Annotated in this window: 18 protein-coding genes; 7 read left to right on the top strand and 11 right to left on the bottom strand. The window is 72.2% G+C overall.

The window, feature by feature from the left end; translation table 11 throughout:
- Window positions 1–2: 2 nt before the first annotated feature.
- A complete protein-coding gene (locus ACZ6TU_RS33105) occupies window positions 3–1,082 on the bottom strand; it encodes an NADH:flavin oxidoreductase/NADH oxidase (protein WP_467678331.1) in 1,080 nt (359 codons plus the stop codon).
- Between the two features lie 118 nt (window positions 1,083–1,200).
- Between ACZ6TU_RS33105 and ACZ6TU_RS33100 the strand changes: the two genes are divergently transcribed.
- On the top strand, window positions 1,201–1,548 hold the full coding sequence (locus ACZ6TU_RS33100; protein WP_467678333.1) for an ArsR/SmtB family transcription factor: 348 nt from the start codon (window positions 1,201–1,203) through the stop codon (window positions 1,546–1,548).
- 79 nt (window positions 1,549–1,627) lie between these two features.
- On the opposite strand, the gene ACZ6TU_RS33095 is transcribed toward ACZ6TU_RS33100, so the two are convergent.
- The gene (locus ACZ6TU_RS33095) at window positions 1,628–2,971 is read right to left on the bottom strand and encodes an FAD-dependent oxidoreductase (RefSeq protein ID WP_469552580.1); all 1,344 of its coding nucleotides are present in this window, start codon (window positions 2,969–2,971) and stop codon (window positions 1,628–1,630) included.
- A 209-nt stretch (window positions 2,972–3,180) separates the two neighbouring features.
- Here ACZ6TU_RS33095 and ACZ6TU_RS33090 point away from each other — a divergent pair, with 209 nt between their 5' ends.
- Window positions 3,181–3,645 carry a DUF6214 family protein gene (locus ACZ6TU_RS33090; RefSeq protein WP_467678662.1) on the top strand — a complete coding sequence of 155 codons (465 nt, stop codon included), beginning with the start codon at window positions 3,181–3,183 and terminating at the stop codon, window positions 3,643–3,645.
- 71 nt (window positions 3,646–3,716) lie between these two features.
- Here the strand turns inward: ACZ6TU_RS33090 and ACZ6TU_RS33085 are convergent, their stop codons facing one another.
- From ACZ6TU_RS33085 to ACZ6TU_RS33065, 5 genes are all read right to left on the bottom strand, one after another.
- Window positions 3,717–4,403, bottom strand: coding sequence for a TetR/AcrR family transcriptional regulator (locus tag ACZ6TU_RS33085; RefSeq protein ID WP_467678337.1), 687 nt, complete (start codon window positions 4,401–4,403; stop codon window positions 3,717–3,719).
- A gap of 155 nt (window positions 4,404–4,558) precedes the next feature.
- Window positions 4,559–5,248, bottom strand: a complete 690-nt coding sequence (locus ACZ6TU_RS33080; RefSeq protein WP_467678339.1) for an HAD family hydrolase — start codon at window positions 5,246–5,248, stop codon at window positions 4,559–4,561.
- Window positions 5,249–5,257: 9 nt separating this feature from the next.
- Window positions 5,258–5,953: a phosphatase PAP2 family protein gene (locus ACZ6TU_RS33075; RefSeq protein WP_469552577.1), complete on the bottom strand. Its 696-nt coding sequence runs from the start codon at window positions 5,951–5,953 to the stop codon at window positions 5,258–5,260.
- A gap of 148 nt (window positions 5,954–6,101) precedes the next feature.
- Window positions 6,102–7,037, bottom strand: coding sequence for a M56 family metallopeptidase (locus tag ACZ6TU_RS33070; protein WP_467678343.1), 936 nt, complete (start codon window positions 7,035–7,037; stop codon window positions 6,102–6,104).
- 99 nt (window positions 7,038–7,136) lie between these two features.
- Window positions 7,137–7,697, bottom strand: a complete 561-nt coding sequence (locus ACZ6TU_RS33065) for a DUF5134 domain-containing protein (RefSeq protein ID WP_469552575.1) — start codon at window positions 7,695–7,697, stop codon at window positions 7,137–7,139.
- Between the two features lie 166 nt (window positions 7,698–7,863).
- Between ACZ6TU_RS33065 and ACZ6TU_RS33060 the strand changes: the two genes are divergently transcribed.
- Both ACZ6TU_RS33060 and ACZ6TU_RS33055 read left to right on the top strand, forming a co-directional pair.
- A complete protein-coding gene (locus ACZ6TU_RS33060; RefSeq protein ID WP_469552573.1) occupies window positions 7,864–9,528 on the top strand; it encodes an FUSC family protein in 1,665 nt (554 codons plus the stop codon).
- On the top strand, window positions 9,525–10,208 hold the full coding sequence (locus ACZ6TU_RS33055; RefSeq protein ID WP_467678348.1) for a MarR family winged helix-turn-helix transcriptional regulator: 684 nt from the start codon (window positions 9,525–9,527) through the stop codon (window positions 10,206–10,208). Before ACZ6TU_RS33060 ends, ACZ6TU_RS33055 begins: the two co-directional genes overlap by 4 nt.
- A gap of 49 nt (window positions 10,209–10,257) precedes the next feature.
- Here ACZ6TU_RS33055 and ACZ6TU_RS33050 read toward each other — a convergent pair whose 3' ends face one another.
- Complete coding sequence (locus ACZ6TU_RS33050) at window positions 10,258–11,310, bottom strand: aldo/keto reductase (protein ID WP_467678350.1); 1,053 nt, start codon at window positions 11,308–11,310, stop codon at window positions 10,258–10,260.
- Window positions 11,311–11,401: 91 nt separating this feature from the next.
- The gene (locus ACZ6TU_RS33045) at window positions 11,402–12,172 is read right to left on the bottom strand and encodes a VOC family protein (protein WP_469552571.1); all 771 of its coding nucleotides are present in this window, start codon (window positions 12,170–12,172) and stop codon (window positions 11,402–11,404) included.
- A gap of 178 nt (window positions 12,173–12,350) precedes the next feature.
- On the opposite strand from ACZ6TU_RS33045, the gene ACZ6TU_RS33040 reads away from it, so the two are divergent.
- On the top strand, window positions 12,351–13,265 hold the full coding sequence (locus ACZ6TU_RS33040) for a GNAT family N-acetyltransferase (protein ID WP_469552570.1): 915 nt from the start codon (window positions 12,351–12,353) through the stop codon (window positions 13,263–13,265).
- Window positions 13,266–13,267: 2 nt separating this feature from the next.
- Here the strand turns inward: ACZ6TU_RS33040 and ACZ6TU_RS33035 are convergent, their stop codons facing one another.
- Window positions 13,268–13,660: a VOC family protein gene (locus tag ACZ6TU_RS33035; protein ID WP_467678356.1), complete on the bottom strand. Its 393-nt coding sequence runs from the start codon at window positions 13,658–13,660 to the stop codon at window positions 13,268–13,270.
- Window positions 13,661–13,731: 71 nt separating this feature from the next.
- On the opposite strand from ACZ6TU_RS33035, the gene ACZ6TU_RS33030 reads away from it, so the two are divergent.
- Complete coding sequence (locus ACZ6TU_RS33030; protein WP_467678358.1) at window positions 13,732–14,271, top strand: GNAT family N-acetyltransferase; 540 nt, start codon at window positions 13,732–13,734, stop codon at window positions 14,269–14,271.
- A gap of 3 nt (window positions 14,272–14,274) precedes the next feature.
- On the opposite strand, the gene ACZ6TU_RS33025 is transcribed toward ACZ6TU_RS33030, so the two are convergent.
- A complete protein-coding gene (locus tag ACZ6TU_RS33025; protein WP_469552568.1) occupies window positions 14,275–14,958 on the bottom strand; it encodes a glycerophosphodiester phosphodiesterase in 684 nt (227 codons plus the stop codon).
- 249 nt (window positions 14,959–15,207) lie between these two features.
- Between ACZ6TU_RS33025 and ACZ6TU_RS33020 the strand changes: the two genes are divergently transcribed.
- Window positions 15,208–16,605, top strand: a complete 1,398-nt coding sequence (locus ACZ6TU_RS33020; protein ID WP_467678362.1) for a DUF6421 family protein — start codon at window positions 15,208–15,210, stop codon at window positions 16,603–16,605.
- Window positions 16,606–16,634 lie beyond the last annotated feature (29 nt).

Raw genomic sequence — 16,634 nt, 5'->3', positions numbered from 1 at the left:
GCTCAGACCGACCGGTGGTACTGGTCCGGCACCCGCACCGCACCGCCGAGTTCGCGCGCCGCCTGCCGGGCCCACGAAGGGTTGCGCAGCAGCTCGCGGCCCAGCAGGACCGCGTCGGCCTCGCCGTTGGCGAGGATCTTCTCGGCCTGCTCGACATCGGTGATCAGCCCCACCGCGGCGACCGGCAGCGTCGCCTCCTGCTTCACCCGGGCGGCGAAGGGCACCTGGTAGCCGGGGCCGGTGGGGATGCGGACGCCGGAGGCGTTGCCACCGGTGGAGACGTCCAGCAGGTCGACGCCGTGGGTCCGCAGGTCGGCGGCGAAGCGGACGGTGTCGTCCGCGGTCCAGCCGCCCTCGTCGAGCCATTCGGTCGCCGAGACACGGAAGAACAGCGGCTTGTCCTGCGGCCACACCTCCCGTACGGCGTCGACCACTTCGAGCGCGAAGCGGGTGCGGTTCTCGTACGAGCCGCCGTAGGCGTCGGTGCGGTGGTTGGAGTGCGGGGAGAGGAACTCGTTGATCAGGTAGCCGTGGGCGCCGTGGATCTCCGCGATCTCGAAGCCGGCGGCGAGCGCGCGGCGGGCCGCGGCCGCGAACTGACCGACGATGTCCTTGATCTGGTCCACCGTCAGCTCGGCCGGGACCGGGTGCCGGTCGTCGAAGGCGATCGGGCTCGGAGCCACGGAATCCCAGCCGTACGCGTCCGGGCCGACCGGGGCGCCACCCTTCCAGGGGCGGTCCGTCGATCCCTTGCGGCCGGCGTGGGCCAGCTGGATCGCCGGCACCGTGCCCTGTGAGGTGAGGAAGCGGGTGACGCGGCGGAACGCCTCGACCTGCGTGTCGTTCCAGATGCCGAGGTCGTACGGCGAGATGCGGCCTTCCGGGGACACCGCCGTGGCCTCGACGATGATCAGGCCCGTGCCGCCGGTGGCGCGGGCGGCGTAGTGCGCGAAGTGCCAGTCGGTGGGGGCGCCGGTCTCCGGGCCCTCCGGTGCGGCCGAGTACTGGCACATCGGGGGCATCCACACGCGGTTCGGGATCGTCACATCGCGCAGGGTGTAGGGCTCGAAGAGCGCGGTCACGGCGGACTCCATTCGTCACGGGGCCGATGTCGACTCGTACGATAGGCATCGTAGTACGGCGGATGTCAAACTACGAGGGTTCTCGTACTATGGGATCCCCGAAGGAAGTGGAGCCGCCGTGACCTCTCCCGCCGTCAGCAGCCGCGACCTGCCGCATCCCGTGCGTGACGAGATCCGGCTGGAGGGTGTGCTGCATGCGCTCTCCGACCCGATGCGGCTGCGGATCGTGCGGGAGCTCGCCGCGGCCAGCGGGGAGTTGTCCTGTTCGCACTTCGACCTGCCGGTCACGAAGTCCACGACCACGCATCACTTTCGGGTGCTGCGGGAGAGCGGGGTGATTCGGCAGGTGTATCGGGGGACGGCCAAGATGAACGGGCTGCGGCGGGATGATCTGGATGAGCTGTTCCCGGGGCTTTTGGATGCCCTGCTCGTTGCCGCGGCTCGGCAGGCTGTCCGTGGTGACTGAGTCTTCGTGATCGCTGAGGGGCGTCCGTGGCTTGTCGCGCCCATGCGGCGGAGCCGCACATCGACAGAGCCCCGCGCCCTTAAAGCCTGTTGCCCTGTGCGGCGTTCATCAGGGACTGCCAGTCCGGGAGCTTGACCACTCCGCGGCCCAGCGCTGCGCCCAGTTCCGCCTCCGCTCGCTCGATCGACTGCCAGCCCGTCCATTCGACGGCGTCGGTGCCTTCGGCGCGCAAGGCCGGGAGGGGGTCGTCGGGGACGGCCTTCATGGCGAGCGCGGGGGCGTCCTCCAGCAGGGACGTCGCCGTCTCCTTCGCGCAGGGGCGGTTCGTGCCGATGACGCCTGTCGGGCCCCGCTTGATCCAGCCGGCCACGTAGTCGCCCGGCGTGACGACACCCTCGCGCAGGACGCGTCCGGCCAGGTTCGGCACCGTGCCGCTGTCCGGGTCGAACGGCAGCCCCTCCAGCGGCACTCCGCGATAGCCCACGGAGCGCAGCACCAGCTGTGCCTCGACGTCCTCGAACCGGCCCGTGCCCCTCACGCCGCCGTGCTCGTCCGGTGCCGTCCGCTCGAAGCGCACCGCACCCACGTGGCCCTGCTCGGCGAGCAGTTCGGCCGGGCGGAGGAAGAAGCGCAGCCGGATCCGGCGTGGAGCGCCGCTCGGCGGTGCCTCGGACCAGCCGCGCAGTACCTCCACGTTGCGGCGCTGCGGGGCGGGCAGTGCGGACGGGTCGGTGTACCCGGGGTCCAGGGCCAGCTCCGCCGGGTCCACGATGACGTCGGTCTCCGGCAGGGTGCCCAGTTCGCGCAGTTCCTTGGTGGTGAAGCGGGCCTGGGACGGGCCGCGCCGGCCCACCATGTGGATCTCGGTCACCCGGCTCGCCGCCAGTGTGGTCAGGGCCGCCTGTGGCATGTCGGTCGGGCTCAGCTCGGCCAGGCCGCGCGCCAGCATCCGGGTGACGTCCACGGCGACGTTCCCCACGCCGATCACCACGGCCGACCGGGCGTCCCGCAGGAATCCGGCGTCCACGGCGTCCGGGTGGGCGCTGTACCAGGACACGAACTGTGTCGCCGACCAACTGCCCGGCAGGTCCTCCCCGGGGATGCCCAGATGTCTGTCGGTGGCGGCGCCCACGCAGTACACCACCGCGTGGTAGAGCTCCCGCAGCCGGGTGACCGGCACGCCGCCGGGACCCGCCTGGACGCCTCCGAGAAATCGGACCCGGTCGTGTTCCAGGATGGTGCGCAGGTTGTTCTGGAGCGACTTGATCTTCTCGTGGTCCGGAGCCACGCCGTAGCGGACCAGGCCGTACGGGCACGGCAGCCGGTCCAGGACGTCGACGCGCACCTCGGGGTCCTGCTGGACGAGGCTCTGGGCGGTGTAGCACCCGCTCGGCCCGGAGCCTACGACGGCGACTCGCAGCACGGCGGAACTCCTTACCCGGGGATCCCGATGGATCTCAGGAGAGTGCTGACGCCTCCAGCATCGCACCGGCCGGGCTCCGCTGACAGGGTGCTGTGCTCCGGTCGGGGTGCGTGTCCGATCTATAGGGAATGTGATCATTCGGTTACGTTCTGTGTGTGCTGGAAGCATCCTTTCTTAATCTTTCTGATCGCTCGCCGGCGGGCAGCGCGGTGTCCGTGCGGCCCGCGTGGGAGGTGCGGGAGGACGAGGACGTCACGCGGTGGTTCGACGTCCGGCTGGCCTTCGCGGACGGCGCCCACGTCGACGCACTGGCCGTCGTGGCCGGGGGATGCGTCGGCGTCGAGGACGTACGCGCGCAGCCCGCGCTGTCCCTCGACGACCTGGCGGTGCTCGCCGACTGGATCGAGGACTCGCTGGCCGAGGCGTGCTGTTCCGGTGCCGGGACGGCTCCCGAAGGCCGTGGAGGCCAGGGGCGGCGCGCCCGGCAGGCCTGGCCGCGCGGCGCGGAGGGGCGGTGGCTGGTGGCGCAGGAGTACCGCGCGGCCCAGCAGGGCGGTGCCGATCCGGTCCTCGCCGTGATGTGCGCGACCGGACACAGTCGCCGCAAGTCCCTCAGGCTGATCGGCCAGGCCCGGGACGCCGGGCTCCTGACGCCGCGTCGCGCCCGGCGCTGAGCGGGTCCCCGGCCCACGGACCCGGCGCAGTGGGTCCACTCGCGTGAGCTCAGCGTGCGGACGCAGCCGGACTACTTCGGCTGACCCGTCAAACCGCACTCCGGTGCGGCCCCGGTCGCGAAGAACCGCGACAGATCCCTGTCACTCCTCCCGCCGGAGACTCCGGTCTCCGGCGGGACACCCAGCTCCCAGTCGAGCTGGTAGCGCTTGAACAACTCGGCCCGCAGTACCGGGACCGGCATCGGCACCCCCGGCACGAGCGCGGCGTACACGGCACCCATCAGCAGGGCGCGCAGCATCGGGTAGTCGCTGTCGACGTCCCGCGATCCGTGCCGGACGACGGTGTCCCGCAGCAGTTCGGCCAGGCGCCGCTGTTCCGGGCAGGGTAGGAAGCCCTCGGCCTGCAACAGCCCGGCCATGTGCTGGCGCATCAGCACGGGCCGGTCACTGGCCAGGCCCAGAATCGCGTCGATGGCCCGCGCCATCCGCTCCCGGCCGTCCTCGGTGCGCGGCTCGCGCTCCAGCGCCTCCTCCAGTGTGCGGTGCATCAGCCGGTGCACGGCGGACTGCACGAGCTGGCGCTTGCCCGGGAAGTAGTACGAGACCAGACCGCGGGCCGAGCCCGCCCGGTCGGCGATGTCGCCGAGCGTCGTGGCCTCGAAGCCGCGCTCGCCGACCAGTTCGACCGCCGCTTGGAGAAGCCGCTCCTTCGAACGCCTCCGCAACTCTTCATTGACCGAGGCGCTGCGCGGGGACATGCTGTAACTCCTGTGTTGACTGGCTGTCAGCCAACTATACTCAGAGCCGTCCGGCCAGGACCGTGCGGTCCCGGCCGGGGATGCCGTCTGCCTCGGGCGACACGGGGGATCGTCCGAGGCGGGCGAGCAGATGACCAGGTGACCTGGTCGTGGCCTCAGCTCACCAGGTCCAGGACCGGCCGCAGTCCGTCCGGCCGGTCGGTCACCGGCAGGTGGTCCACGAAGTGCACCCCGCATCCGAGGGCGGTGGCCCCGCCGTCCGCCCTGCGGTCGTCGCCGACCATGAGCGTCCGGCGCGGGTCGGCGCCGAGCGCCTCGCAGGCGGTGGCGAACAGCCGAGGGTCGGGCTTCTGGATGCCGTGCTCGTACGACAGGACGTACACGTCGACGTAGCGGTCCAGGCCGTGCTCGCGGAACACCGGGCGCAGGTCCCAGCCGATGTTGCTGACCACCCCTACGGGGATGCCCCGTTCCCGCAGTGTGCGGAGCACCTCGACGGCGTCCGGGTACGGGGTCCATGCCGCCGGTGTCATATGGCGGTCGTACAGCGCGTCGTGCAACGCCGGGTCGGGCAGCGTGACCTGGCGGGAGAGGCCGGTGTAGGCGGCCCGGTGCAGTGCGGCGCTCTGGTCCCGGACCAACCAGGAGTCGGCGAGTTCGGCCGGCACCCGCGCGGGATCACCACCGCCGGGCAGCGCCCCCACTGCCTCCAGCGCACGCGTGGCGGCGGTCAACTCAGCCTCGGTGAAGGGGACTCCCGCGTCGGCCACGACGCCGCGCAGCCAGGAGTCGGTGGACTCGACACGGAAGAGCGTTCCGGAGAAGTCGAACAGCACAGCCGTCATGGGGCGATCCTACGAGGCGGCGCTGTCCGGGTGGGTCGGCGGCTGCCGGCGCTGGTGCGTCCACACCGCCAGGGCCACCACCGTCGCGCCCAGCAGCCAGCCGCCCACCACGTCCGACGGCCAGTGGACGCCCAGCCAGACACGGGTCAGCCCCACGCCGACCACGGACACGACGGCCACGGTCACGGCCGTACGCCACACGGCACGGCCGACACCCTGACGGTGCAGGAGCCACAGGAGGAGGCCGCACACGACCGTGGCGGTCATGGCGTGGCCCGACGGGAAGGCCGAGTAGTGTGCCGAGTCGACGGGGTCGGGCCAGACCGGGCGGGGGCGGTCCACCACCGCCTTGAGGGCCTGCTGGAACAGCGTGCCGAGCGTGACGGCCAGCGCCAGCCACACCGCCGTCCAGCGCGCCGCCGACCGCACCACCAGCCACACCACGACGATCGCGCACAGCAGTCGCATGGCCCACGGATCCCACACCCAGTCCGTGAGGATGCGGCACGCCTGCGTGATGCCGGATTCCTCGACCGCCCAGCGGTGGGTGGTGGCGGAGGCGTCTCCGTCCGCACTGATCAACGGGCTCCATCTGGCCGCGACCAGGGACAGCAGCAGGGCGGAGCACAGGGCCAGGACGCCGGCGGACCGGGCGGCGGTGTGGTGCTGCGGGCGGGGCGGGGAGTCGATGGACGAGGTGCGCATGATGCGATCCTCGCCGAACCGGGGGCTCCGGATCCAGTACGGTGACGATCTTCGGGCCCTGGAGCGCACGCTTCGGCCAGCCTGACGCCCCTCCGAGGCCTGGGAAATCGGCACGGACGCCACCGGCGCCCCGGAGCATGTGTCCCGGCTATCCCAGGGCCCGCAGCCCCGGTACGAACGCCACCAGCACCGGCACCACGGGCACCAGTGCGGCCGCCGCCGTCAGCCGCAGCCGGCGTGCCGCGGGCAGACGGCCCGGGGGAGCGAGCAACCGGTGCACCCGCGCCGGGACATGAGCCTGTGGCGTCGGGCAGGGGCCGAACACACCGCGGTGCTCGTTGAGTTCGACCAGGGCCAGGGCCGTGGTCAGGCGGCCGAAGCGGCGGGACGCCGTGTCGTCGGCGGCGAGTTCGACCAGGCGGTGCATCTCCTCGCGGAACGCGGCGAACACCGGCACCTGCGGGAAGCCGCCCGCCAGTGCGGAGGAACAGTTCATCAGCCAGTCGTGCCGGGCCCGCGCGTGCCCCTGCTCGTGGGCGAGCACGGCCTCCAGCTGCCGGCCCTTCAGTCGGCGCAACGCGGCCGTGGTGACGACCAGTTGCGGCGGAGTGCCGGGCTGCCACCAGGCGTCGGGCCGCTCGCTCTCCAGGACGACGAGTCGACCGGACACGGCCACCTCGCCCGGCAGCAGCGGCGCCCTGACCAGCAGATCGGCGCGCCGGCGGCGGCGCCTGGCGCGTGCCCCGCCGATCTCGCGGACCAGCATCGCCGCACTCCACAGCCCGCCGCCGGCCAGCGCCACGGCGGTGATCGCCGCCCAGGGGCCCGCCGTACCGAGGGAGTAGGCCTCGACGACCGGGCTCGGTGCCGTCGCGAAGACGTGCCCGCCGACCGCGTGCCAGGCAGCCGCCGCGCTGAGCGTCATCGACAGCGCACAGCACATGAGCACGGCCGCCACCGCGCACTGCCACACCCACAGCGCCACCACCGGCTCACGATCCGGCCAGTCCGCCCGGGCGAGCAGCCGGGGAGCGACCACCGAGATCAGGGCGCCGAGCAGCAACAGTGCCGCGGGGAGCATCATGAGGCGCAGCCTATGTGGGACGCGCCGCTCAGGGGTACGACTTGTGACGCCAAAGTGACGCAGGCAACGGATCCGTACGGCGTACCGGGACGGTCCTGCTCAGAGCGTCAGCAGCATCGCCACCGTCGCGATCCCCATGGACAGCCGGCAGGCCCGCGCCAGCTCCGGCCGGTCGCCCCACGCGGCGGACCCGCCGCCCCCGGCCCCGCTTCCCGCCATGGCGGCCACCGGCACCAGCCGGACGCCGGTCAGCAGCACGTATCCGGCGAAGTAGAGCAGCAGCGCGCCTGTCAGGAGCGGGACCCCTGATCCCTCCTGTCCGTGCGCGTGTACGGGAGCGCCGGCCATGACGACGGACATGTAGACCATGGCCCCGGCCCCCACCAGGTGGTGGAGGTGGTGCGCGCCGGCCCGCGCCGCCCACAGCGCGGGGAACGCGGCCGCCCCGAACACCACCGCGTATACGGGCCAGGCCCACGAGGGCGGAGTGAACGCCGTCGCGGGCACGGCCATCGCTGCCATGCCGAAGCCCATCAACGCCTCGCCGCCCGCTGTGCTGCGCTGTTCCCCGGCCCCGCTGCGCATCCGCACCAGGCAATAGGCGCCGGTCATCGCACAGAGCGCCACCAGCAGCCAGCCGGACGAAGCCGGTCCGTGCACGCGCACCTCCCCGCTCGACGGTCGGTCAGCTCGGCAGTCGGTGGTTCGATGCCCGGGCCATGCGGTGCGCACGCGAGCGCAAGGATGTACACGGGGAGCATTCGACGGAGCACACCAGGCGAGGATATGTGTTTTACCAGTAAAATACCTGCTAACCTTGTCTCCTGTGAGCAGCGCGACCCCCGCCCCCGTCTCCCCGCCCGCCCGGCGTCTCCCGCTGGCGGGCGTGCTGCGCGTCGGCCGTCCCTCGGACATCTGGTTCAAGCCCGCGCTGAGCGTGGTCGCGGCGATCGCACCGCCCAACCTCACCCTGCTGGCACTCGGCCGGCTCGACCTGGCGATGTACACGATGGCCGGATCCCTGTGCGCGCTGTACGCCCACAACCGGCCGTACGCCGCCCGGGCCGGGGCGCTGGTGCGGGTGGTGCTCGGCATGCTCGGCGGGCTCGCCGTGGCCCTGGTCGCGGCCTCGCTCACCGGAAGTGCCGTCGTGCTGGTCACCATCGGCGCCCTGCTGGCCGCCGCGCAGAAGGCGCTGTGCGACGCCACCCGTGTCGGGCCACCCGGCAACGTCGTCCTCACGTTCGTCAGTTCCGCCTCCCTGTTCGTGCCGCAGACCCTCGCCCAGGTCCCCGGCCATCTGGCACTGGCCACCGCGACGGGTGTCTGGGCCTGGCTGGTCTGCATGGCGCCCGCGCTGGTCCGCCCGCACGGCCCGGAGCGCCGCGCCACCGCCGCCGCGCTGAAGGCCGCCGCCGCGTACGCCGAGACGGGCGGCAGCGGTGAAGGCCATGCCCGGGCCCGCGCCGCGGCCTACGCCGCCGTGCAGGCCGCCTGGCAGTCGCTGCTGTCCACGGGCGCCCGCTCCCGCACCCGGCGCGGGCTCGAACGGCTCGTCGTCCGTGCCGAGGTGGCCCTCGCCGCGCCGACGGAGGCGGACGCCGACCGTCTGCGGGCGTGGGCGGGCGCGCTGCGCGGCACCGAACCCGTCCCGCAGGCCGGGCTGCCGCGGGCGGCCGCCGACGAACTGCTCGGTGTCGACGCGGCCCACGGTCTCTGGGCGCGGCTGGGCCCGCTGACCCCGCTCGCGGTACGCACCGCGCTCGGCTGCGCGCTCGCCGGCTACGCCTCACTGGCCCTCGGCATCGGCCGCCCCTACTGGGCCCTGGTCACCGCCGCCTCGCTCTACCAGGCGAACGTCGCCCTGACCTGGAGCCGGGCCGTCCAGCGCGTCGTGGGGAACGTCGTCGGAGTGCTCGTCTTCGCGGCCGTCGTACCGCTCGCGCACGTGGGCCAGGCAGCCCTCGTGCTGTGCTGTCTCGCGTTCAGCTTCTGCGCCGAACTGCTGATCAGCCGCAACTACTGGCTCGGCAGTGTCTGCGTGACCCCCATGGCGCTGCTCGTCACCGAGTTCGCCGGGTACCAGAAGCCGGGCGAGCTGATGGCGGAGCGGGTCGTGGACACGGTCGTCGGCGCCCTGGTCGGCCTCGTCACCGCCGTGGCCGTCACCAACCGGCGTGCCGGCGACCGCGTCGAACGCGCCCTGACCGTCGCCGACCAGGCCCGCGAGCGCGCCGCCCGTCTCCTGGCCGAGCCGTGCCGTGACGCCGCAGCCCTGGAGGCCGCCCGCCGCGGACTCGCCGCCGCCCTCGTCGAACTGCGCGCCACCGCCGAGGCCGCGGCCGGCGAATGGTGGCAGCGCGCCCTGCCCCAGGAGCGGGTCGTACTCGCCGAACAGTCCGGACACCGTACGCTCGCCGCGACGGCGCGACATCAGGGGCTGCTCCCGGACCGGGGCACGGACACACAGACGGAGGACGCACGGGCATGACGGCGACGGATGGACCATCGCCCAACGGGGGCGGGCCGGGGGGCGGCTCGGAGCCGGGGACCGGGGCCGACGGGGCCTCCGCGGCCGGAGGGGGACCTGGCGGTGAGACCACTGCCGCTGGACAGGGCCCGGTCGGTGATGTCGCTGCGGTCGGTGGGGGTGCCGTCGGCCACCGGCAGGGCGATACCGTGGCCGCCGTCGTCCGGCAGTGGCAGGCCGTGCACCCAGGGCTCGACACCGGGCCGATGGAGATCATCGGGCGGATCAACCGTTGCGCCGCCCTCCTCCAGCAGGCCGAGGACGCACCCCTGCGAAGGGCGGGGCTCAGCCGTCCCGAGTTCGATCTGCTCGGCGCGCTGCGCCGCACCGGGCACGAGCTGACGCCCGGGGAGCTGGCCCGGGAGACCTTCTCCTCGGGCGCCGCCGTCACCAAGCGCCTCAAGCAGCTGACGGAACGCGGCCTGGTCGAACGCCGCGGCGACACCCGCGACCGCCGTGTCGCCCATCTCCGCCTCACCGACGCCGGACGCGGGCTCGTCGACGGCATCCTGCCCGCCCAGCTCGCCTACGAGACTGCCGTCCTGTCCGGCCTGGACGGCCCGGAGCAGGGCGAACTGGCCGCCTTGCTCGGCGAGTTGCTCGGCCGGCTGGAGGGTCGCCTGGGCGCGCTGGGGAGCTGAACCGCCCACCGGCGGCACCGGCCCGGGGCATGGCCGTCCGGGCCCCCGGTCAGAGCACCTCGTGTGCCGTGCGGCGGTGTGTGGAGCGGCGGTCCTGGATGGCCGGCCAGCGGTCGCCGTAGATGTTCCGGGTGACGGCCGGTTCGCGGACGAAGTCGTGCGGGAAGCCGAGCGGCACCGCGCTCACCTCGTCGAGGCGGGCGAGGGCGTCCGCGTCGAGGCGGACGTCGACGCTGCCCAGGTTGTCGGCGAGCTGGCTCTCCTTGGTCGCCGCGATGATCGGGACCACGTTGCCCGGCCGGGCCAGCAGCCAGGCCAGCGCCACCTGGGCCGGACTCCAGCCGCCCTGCTCGGCGATCTCCAGGACGGCACTGATCACCGCCTCCTCGCGCGGGTCGACGTCACCGCCCGTGGTGTCCAGCCGCCCCGTCTCGCCCCTGCGGTACTTGCCGGTGAGCTTCCCGGCCGCGAGCGGCGCCCAGGCCAGCACCGCCAGGTCGAACGCCCGGGCCTGGGGCAGCAGTTCGCGCTCGGGGGTCCGCTCCAGCAGGCTGTAGCGCAGTTGTGAACCGGCGAACGCGGTCCAGCCCCGCAGCTCCGCCAGGGTGTTGGCCTGCGCGATCTCCCAGGCCGGCCAGTCCGAGACACCGACGTACAGCACCTTGCCCGTGCGGACGAGGTCGTCCAGGGCCCGCATGACCTCCTCGACCGGTGTGAAGTTGTCCCGGGCGTGCACCCACAGCACATCCAGCCGGTCGGTGCGCAGCCGCTCCAGGCTCGCCTCCACCGACTGGACCAGGTTCTTGCGATGGTTGCCCGCGGCGTTGACGTCGCCCTCGCGGATCCCGCAGGTGTACTTGCTGGCCAGCACGAACGTGTCGCGCCGTCCCTGGAGCAGCTCACCGAGGATCCGTTCCGAGCTGCCGTCGGTGTAGTTGTTGGCGGTGTCGATGAAGTTGCCGCCCGCCTCCGCGTAGGCGTCGACGATCCGGGCGCTGGCCTCCTTGCCGACGCCCCAGCCCCAGTCGTCACCGATGGTCATCGCGCCGAGGCTCAGCTCGCTCACGCGCAGACCGGTCTTGCCGAACAGTGTGTAACGCATGGTCATCCCTCCGGGCAGGCCGTCCGCACGACGCTATGAGCTGGAGCGCACTTCAACGCAAACGACGGCCCCGGCCTCACACACCCTCGCCTCAGCCCTGGAGCCCCTGGTCGCCCGCCCGGTACACACCGAACATCGCCCCCTGCGGGTCCCGCAGCACCGCGATGCGTCGGCCGCCGGGCAGGGAGGTGGGGACCATCAGGACGTCGCCGAGCTCCTGGACGACGGCGGTCGTTGCGTCCACGTCCGCCACGGCGAAGTACGGCAGCCAGTGCGCCGGAACCTCGGGCGGGAACTTGTCGTCCATCGTCACCATGCCGCCGAAGTCCGCCCCGCCGACGCCCCACTGGGTGTACCGCTCCGAGGCGTTGACGGTCCAGGCGAACACCCGCGAGTAGAAGGCCACGGCCTGTTCGGGATCCCGGGTGTACAACTCGGCCCAGCCCAGCGAACCGGGCGCGTTGAACAGCCCGGCGCCCGGGAAGGTCCCCGCCTGCCACAGCTGGAACACCGCACCGGCCGGGTCGGCGGCCACCGCGAACCGGCCCGCGTCGAACACGTCCATCGGGCCGAACAGCACCGTCCCGCCCGCCTCGGTCACCTCACGGGCGGTGGCGTCCGCGTCGGTCACCGCGAACGACACGTTCCACGCGACCGGCTGCGACGGCTGGTACAGCGGAGCGAGTGCGGCGACGGCCGCGTCCCCGAGGTGCGCGATGGTGTAGCCGCCCGCCTCCTGACGCGGGTCCGTCTCGGGCCGCCAGCCGAACAGCCTCGTGTAGAACCGCTGGGCCGCCTCCAGATCGGTGGTCCCCAGCTCGGTCCAGCAGGGCCCGCCGGTCACCGGTGCGTCGAGCTTCATCGCGTTCCTTCCGCAGGGAGTCCCCGGGCATGACCTCTCCAGCACGCTAAGCCGCGGTCCGTTCTCCCTGCCATCCGGGGAAATCCACTGGTGTGCCGCGCCCGCCCCGGCATACCCTCGGTCCCGTACCGCACCGCGTGGCGGCCTCCAGCTCCTTCACCCCGCCCGGAGGTTTCCCATGCCCGCGCTCCAGGTGCGCCCCTTCCGCCGAGCCGACCGTGACCAGCTCACCGACCTGGTCAACATGCACGTGGCAGCCGTCGTCCCCGGCGTCTCCGTCTCGGTCAACACCGTCCTCAGTGACCTGGAGCGGCAGCCCGGCGAGTTCATCACCGACCCGTGGGTGGCCGAGCGCACGACGCTGGTCGCCGAGCAGCGCGAGTACGTCGTCGCCGCTGCCCATCTGCTGCGCTACCGCGCCGACGCCGAGGTCGGCGAGGCCTACCGGTACGCCGCCGAGATCGACTGGTTCGTGTGCCGCCCGGCGGCGTCCTTCTGGCCGGACGCCGACCAGGCCGCGGACCTGCTGATGCGGGCGTGCCTGGCACGGTTCGCCCGCTGGAACGTCCGCGTCCGGTACGCCGACGGCGCGCTGCCCGCCCCCCTCGTCTACGGCCTGCCCCTCAACTGGCCGCACATCCGGGCCGTCTACGAACGCGCGGGCTTCCAGCACGTCGGGGACACCGAGGTCATCCTGATCGCCCGGGTGGCCGACCTGCCGGAGCCCGAGCCCCGGCCGGGCGTCACGATCGACCGCACGCTGGGGGAGTGCGGCACCCGCTTCACGGCCCGCGCCGACGGCCGCGCCCTCGGCTTCGTCGAGATCGGCACGGCTCTGGCCCGCCCGGAACGCCACGCCCGCGCCGCCGGCCTGGCCGACATCGGCAACCTGCACATCGGCCCCGAGCGGTACGGCACCGGCCTGGAGCACTGGCTGCTCGCCCAGGCCGCCGACTGGCTCCGTCTGTGCGGCGTCGACCGGCTCGTCGCCTATGAGTCCGCCGCCGACAGCACCATGCTCGGCCACCTGACGGGCGCGGGCTTCCGCGAGCTGACCCGTACCGACCGGGGCTGGGAGCACCGCCCCGGGTGACCTCAGATGCCCGGCCGGTAGCGCATCGGATGGTCCGCCGGGACCTCCACCAGCACGATCGGCGTCCCGTCCGGATCCGCGATCCACATCTCGACCAGCCCCCAGGGCTCCTTCACCGGCGGCCGTACGATCTCCACGCCTTTGGCCCGCAGCTCGTCCTGCGCCGCCGCCGCGTCGCCGACCTGAAGCCACAGCCGCGTGGCCGGCGCCGACGGGGTCTCGGACCGGCCAGAGACCTCCAGGAAGCCACCGCCGAGGAAGTAGACCGTCCCCCGTTCCGGCCCCGTGCCGAACTCCCGGTACACGGCGAGCCCGAGTTGTTCGCCGTAGAAGGCTCGGGAGCGCTCGGGGTCGGTGGGGCGGAGCAGGATCCGGCTGCTGAGTACATGCACCATGCACCGGAGACTAGGGGGTGGAGTTACTCTCGTCCCTGCCCGAGCGCGCCACGAAACGGAGACATACGCCCATGGACACCGCCGCCACCGGACTGACCTTCCGCGATGCCACGGACGCCGACGTGGAGGAGCTGGTCGCGCTGATCGAGTCGGCGTACCGGGGTGACGCGAGCCGGGCCGGGTGGACCACTGAGGCGGACATTCTCCAGGGGCAGCGGACCGATCCGGAGGGCGTGCGGGCAGTCATCAAGTCGCCCGACGGCCGGCTGCTGACGGTGGAGCGGGAAGGCCGGATCGTCGCGTGCTGCCAGCTCGAGCACCGGGGGGAGCACGCCTACTTCGGGATGTTCGCGGTCAGCCCCCGGCTCCAGGGCGCGGGCCTGGGCAAGGTGATCATCACGGAGGCGGAGCGGCAGGCGCGTGAGACGTGGGGCGTGACGGAGATGCACATGACCGTGATCTCCGTACGCGACGACCTCATCGCCTGGTACGAGCGGCGCGGCTACCGCCGTACGGGACGGACGACCCCGTTCCCGTACGGCGACGAGCGCTTCGGCGTCCCCCAGCGCGACGACCTGAAGTTCGAGCTGCTGATCAAGGAGCTCGCCTAGCCACTACGCCGTGAAACGGCCCGTGCGCTTGATGTCCGGGTGGTCGGTGGTCGCGCCGTCCAGACCGAAGGCGCGGACGAGACGCAGATGGTCCTGCGTGTTCACCACCCATCCGATGATCCTCAGGTCGGCCTTGCGGGCGCGCTCGACGATCTCCAGGGTGAGCCGGCGGATGTTCAGGCAGACGGTCGCGGCACCCGCCTCGACGGCGCGGTCCACGATGTCGGTGCCGTAGCGGCTGGCGATCAGCGCGGTGCGCACACCCGGCACCAGTGGCTTGATCTCGGCGATCGCCTCGTCGTGGAACGAGGACACCTCCACCCGGCCGGCCAGCCCGCGCTGGTTCATCACCTCGGCCAGGGCGCGTGCCGCCTGGACGTCCTTGATCTCCGCCTGGAGCGGCGCCTGAACGGCCTCCAGCACCTCCTCGAAGGCCGGCACCCGTTCGCCCCTGCCCGCGTCCAGGGCCCGCAGCTCGGCGAGGGTCTTCTCGGCGATCGGCCCGGTGCCGTCGGTCGTGCGGTCCACGTCCGTGTCGTGCATGACGACGAGCGCGCCGTCCTTGCTCAGATGCAGATCGAGTTCGATGGCGTCGAGCCCGGCCTCCTGCGCGGCGACGAAGGACCGGAGGGTGTTCTCGGGTTCCACACCCATGACTCCGCGGTGACCGATGGTGAGGAAGTTCAAGACGCGACTCTCTTCCGTCGACAGGCGGCAGTGGGGGCCTGGCGGCCCACTTGACCGTATCGCCTGCACCCACCCTGTGCAGAGGGTGAGGGCATGGTCGGCGTGCGTGCGGGCAGAAGCATGGTCGACAGGAAAAAGTGCGGTGAAGGGCAGGGCGAGGCAGGATATTTTCCCGAGGTGGCCCTTGCTGGGAGGAACCTCGTGTGTATACGGTCGGTGTACGCGAGATTCTCCCGTGAAAGGTGTGACATGACGGAAATTCTTGTGCAGGTGGGTTCGGAGGAGCGGGTTCCTCCGGTGGTCAGGGTGGTGGAGCACCCTGCATGGCCCGTGCTCAAGGATGCCGTGGAGCGGATCCGGCCATGGCAGTCCAAGGACGGGTCGATCGACTTCGACGCCGAGGGCGCGCCCGACCCGGCCGATGCCGAGCTCGCCGTCCGCCAGGTCACGGACGCGGTCCTGGAGCTCTCCCCGCTGCTCCCGCACGACCGCGCCTACCACGAGGCGCTGGCCAAGGACCTGACCCGGTGGGCCGACGGCGGCTTCCAGGTGCCCGACTTCCTCGACTCGCTGCTGGCCTTCCAGCCCGCCGCGAACCGCGCGGACGGCCTCCAGCACCTGGTCGTCTTCCCGATGTACACGCAGAACGGCAACCCGGACCGCAACCTCGAAGCGGTCGTATTGCGCATGGTCTGGCCGGACTGGCTGGCCGAACTGGAGCGCACCCGCTACGACAACCCGCTGTTCTGCGGCATCAAGTTCGAGGACTTCACGGCGGGCTACGACACCAACTCCGCGGTGCTCTTCCCCGAGACCATCGCCGTGCGCGAGGCCCCCGAGCGGTTCAGCTGGGGCGGCATCTTCTGCGACCGAGAGGCCGCCCGCTTCCGCCGCGTCTCCGACGCCGCCGTCGACATCCTCGGCCTGGAGCTGCCCGAGGACGTCGCCGCGATGGTCCACGACCAGAAGCGCTGCGAGGAGGCGTTCGTCCTGTGGGACATGGTCCACGACCGCACCCACAGCCACGGCGACCTGCCGTTCGATCCGTTCATGATCAAGCAGCGCCAGCCGTTCTGGATGTACGGCCTGGAGGAGCTGCGCTGCGATCTCACCGCCTTCAAGGAGGCCGTGAAGCTCGCGCAGGACGGCGTGCCGCAGGCGCGTGACGTGCAGGTCGCGGTCCTCTTCGACCGCATGTTCCGCTTCCCGGTCACCGGCGAGCGCGTGCGCAACTACGACGGTCTCGGCGGCCAGCTCCTCTTCGCCTACCTGCACAAGCACGATGTCGTCCGCTGGACCGACAACAAGCTCTCCATCGACTGGGAGCGCGCCCCGCAGGTCACCAACCAGCTGTGCGCCGAGATCGAGCAGCTGTACCGCGACGGCATCGACCGCCCCAAGCTCGTCCACTGGTTCGCCGGGTACGAGCTCGTCTCCAGCTACCTCGCCCCGCACCCGGGCTCGAAGTGGGCCAAGGGCCCCGACGCGCTGGACGTGACGCAGCCGCCGCGGAAACTCGTCGATGACGTGCTTCCGGACGAGTTTCCGCTGAGCATGTTCTATGAGGCACTGTCCAAGAAGCTGAAGAACGTGATCGCCTCCACCAAGGGCATCACGGCGGACGGCGCCGAGCGGATCGCCGCGTGAGCGATCGGCGAGGCGAGAACACTGCTCAG

The sequence above is a fragment of the Streptomyces sp. NPDC052064 genome (genome assembly GCF_055585925.1).
Note: the sequence above shows the minus strand (reverse complement) of the source record. Positions and strands in the feature narration are given on the sequence as shown.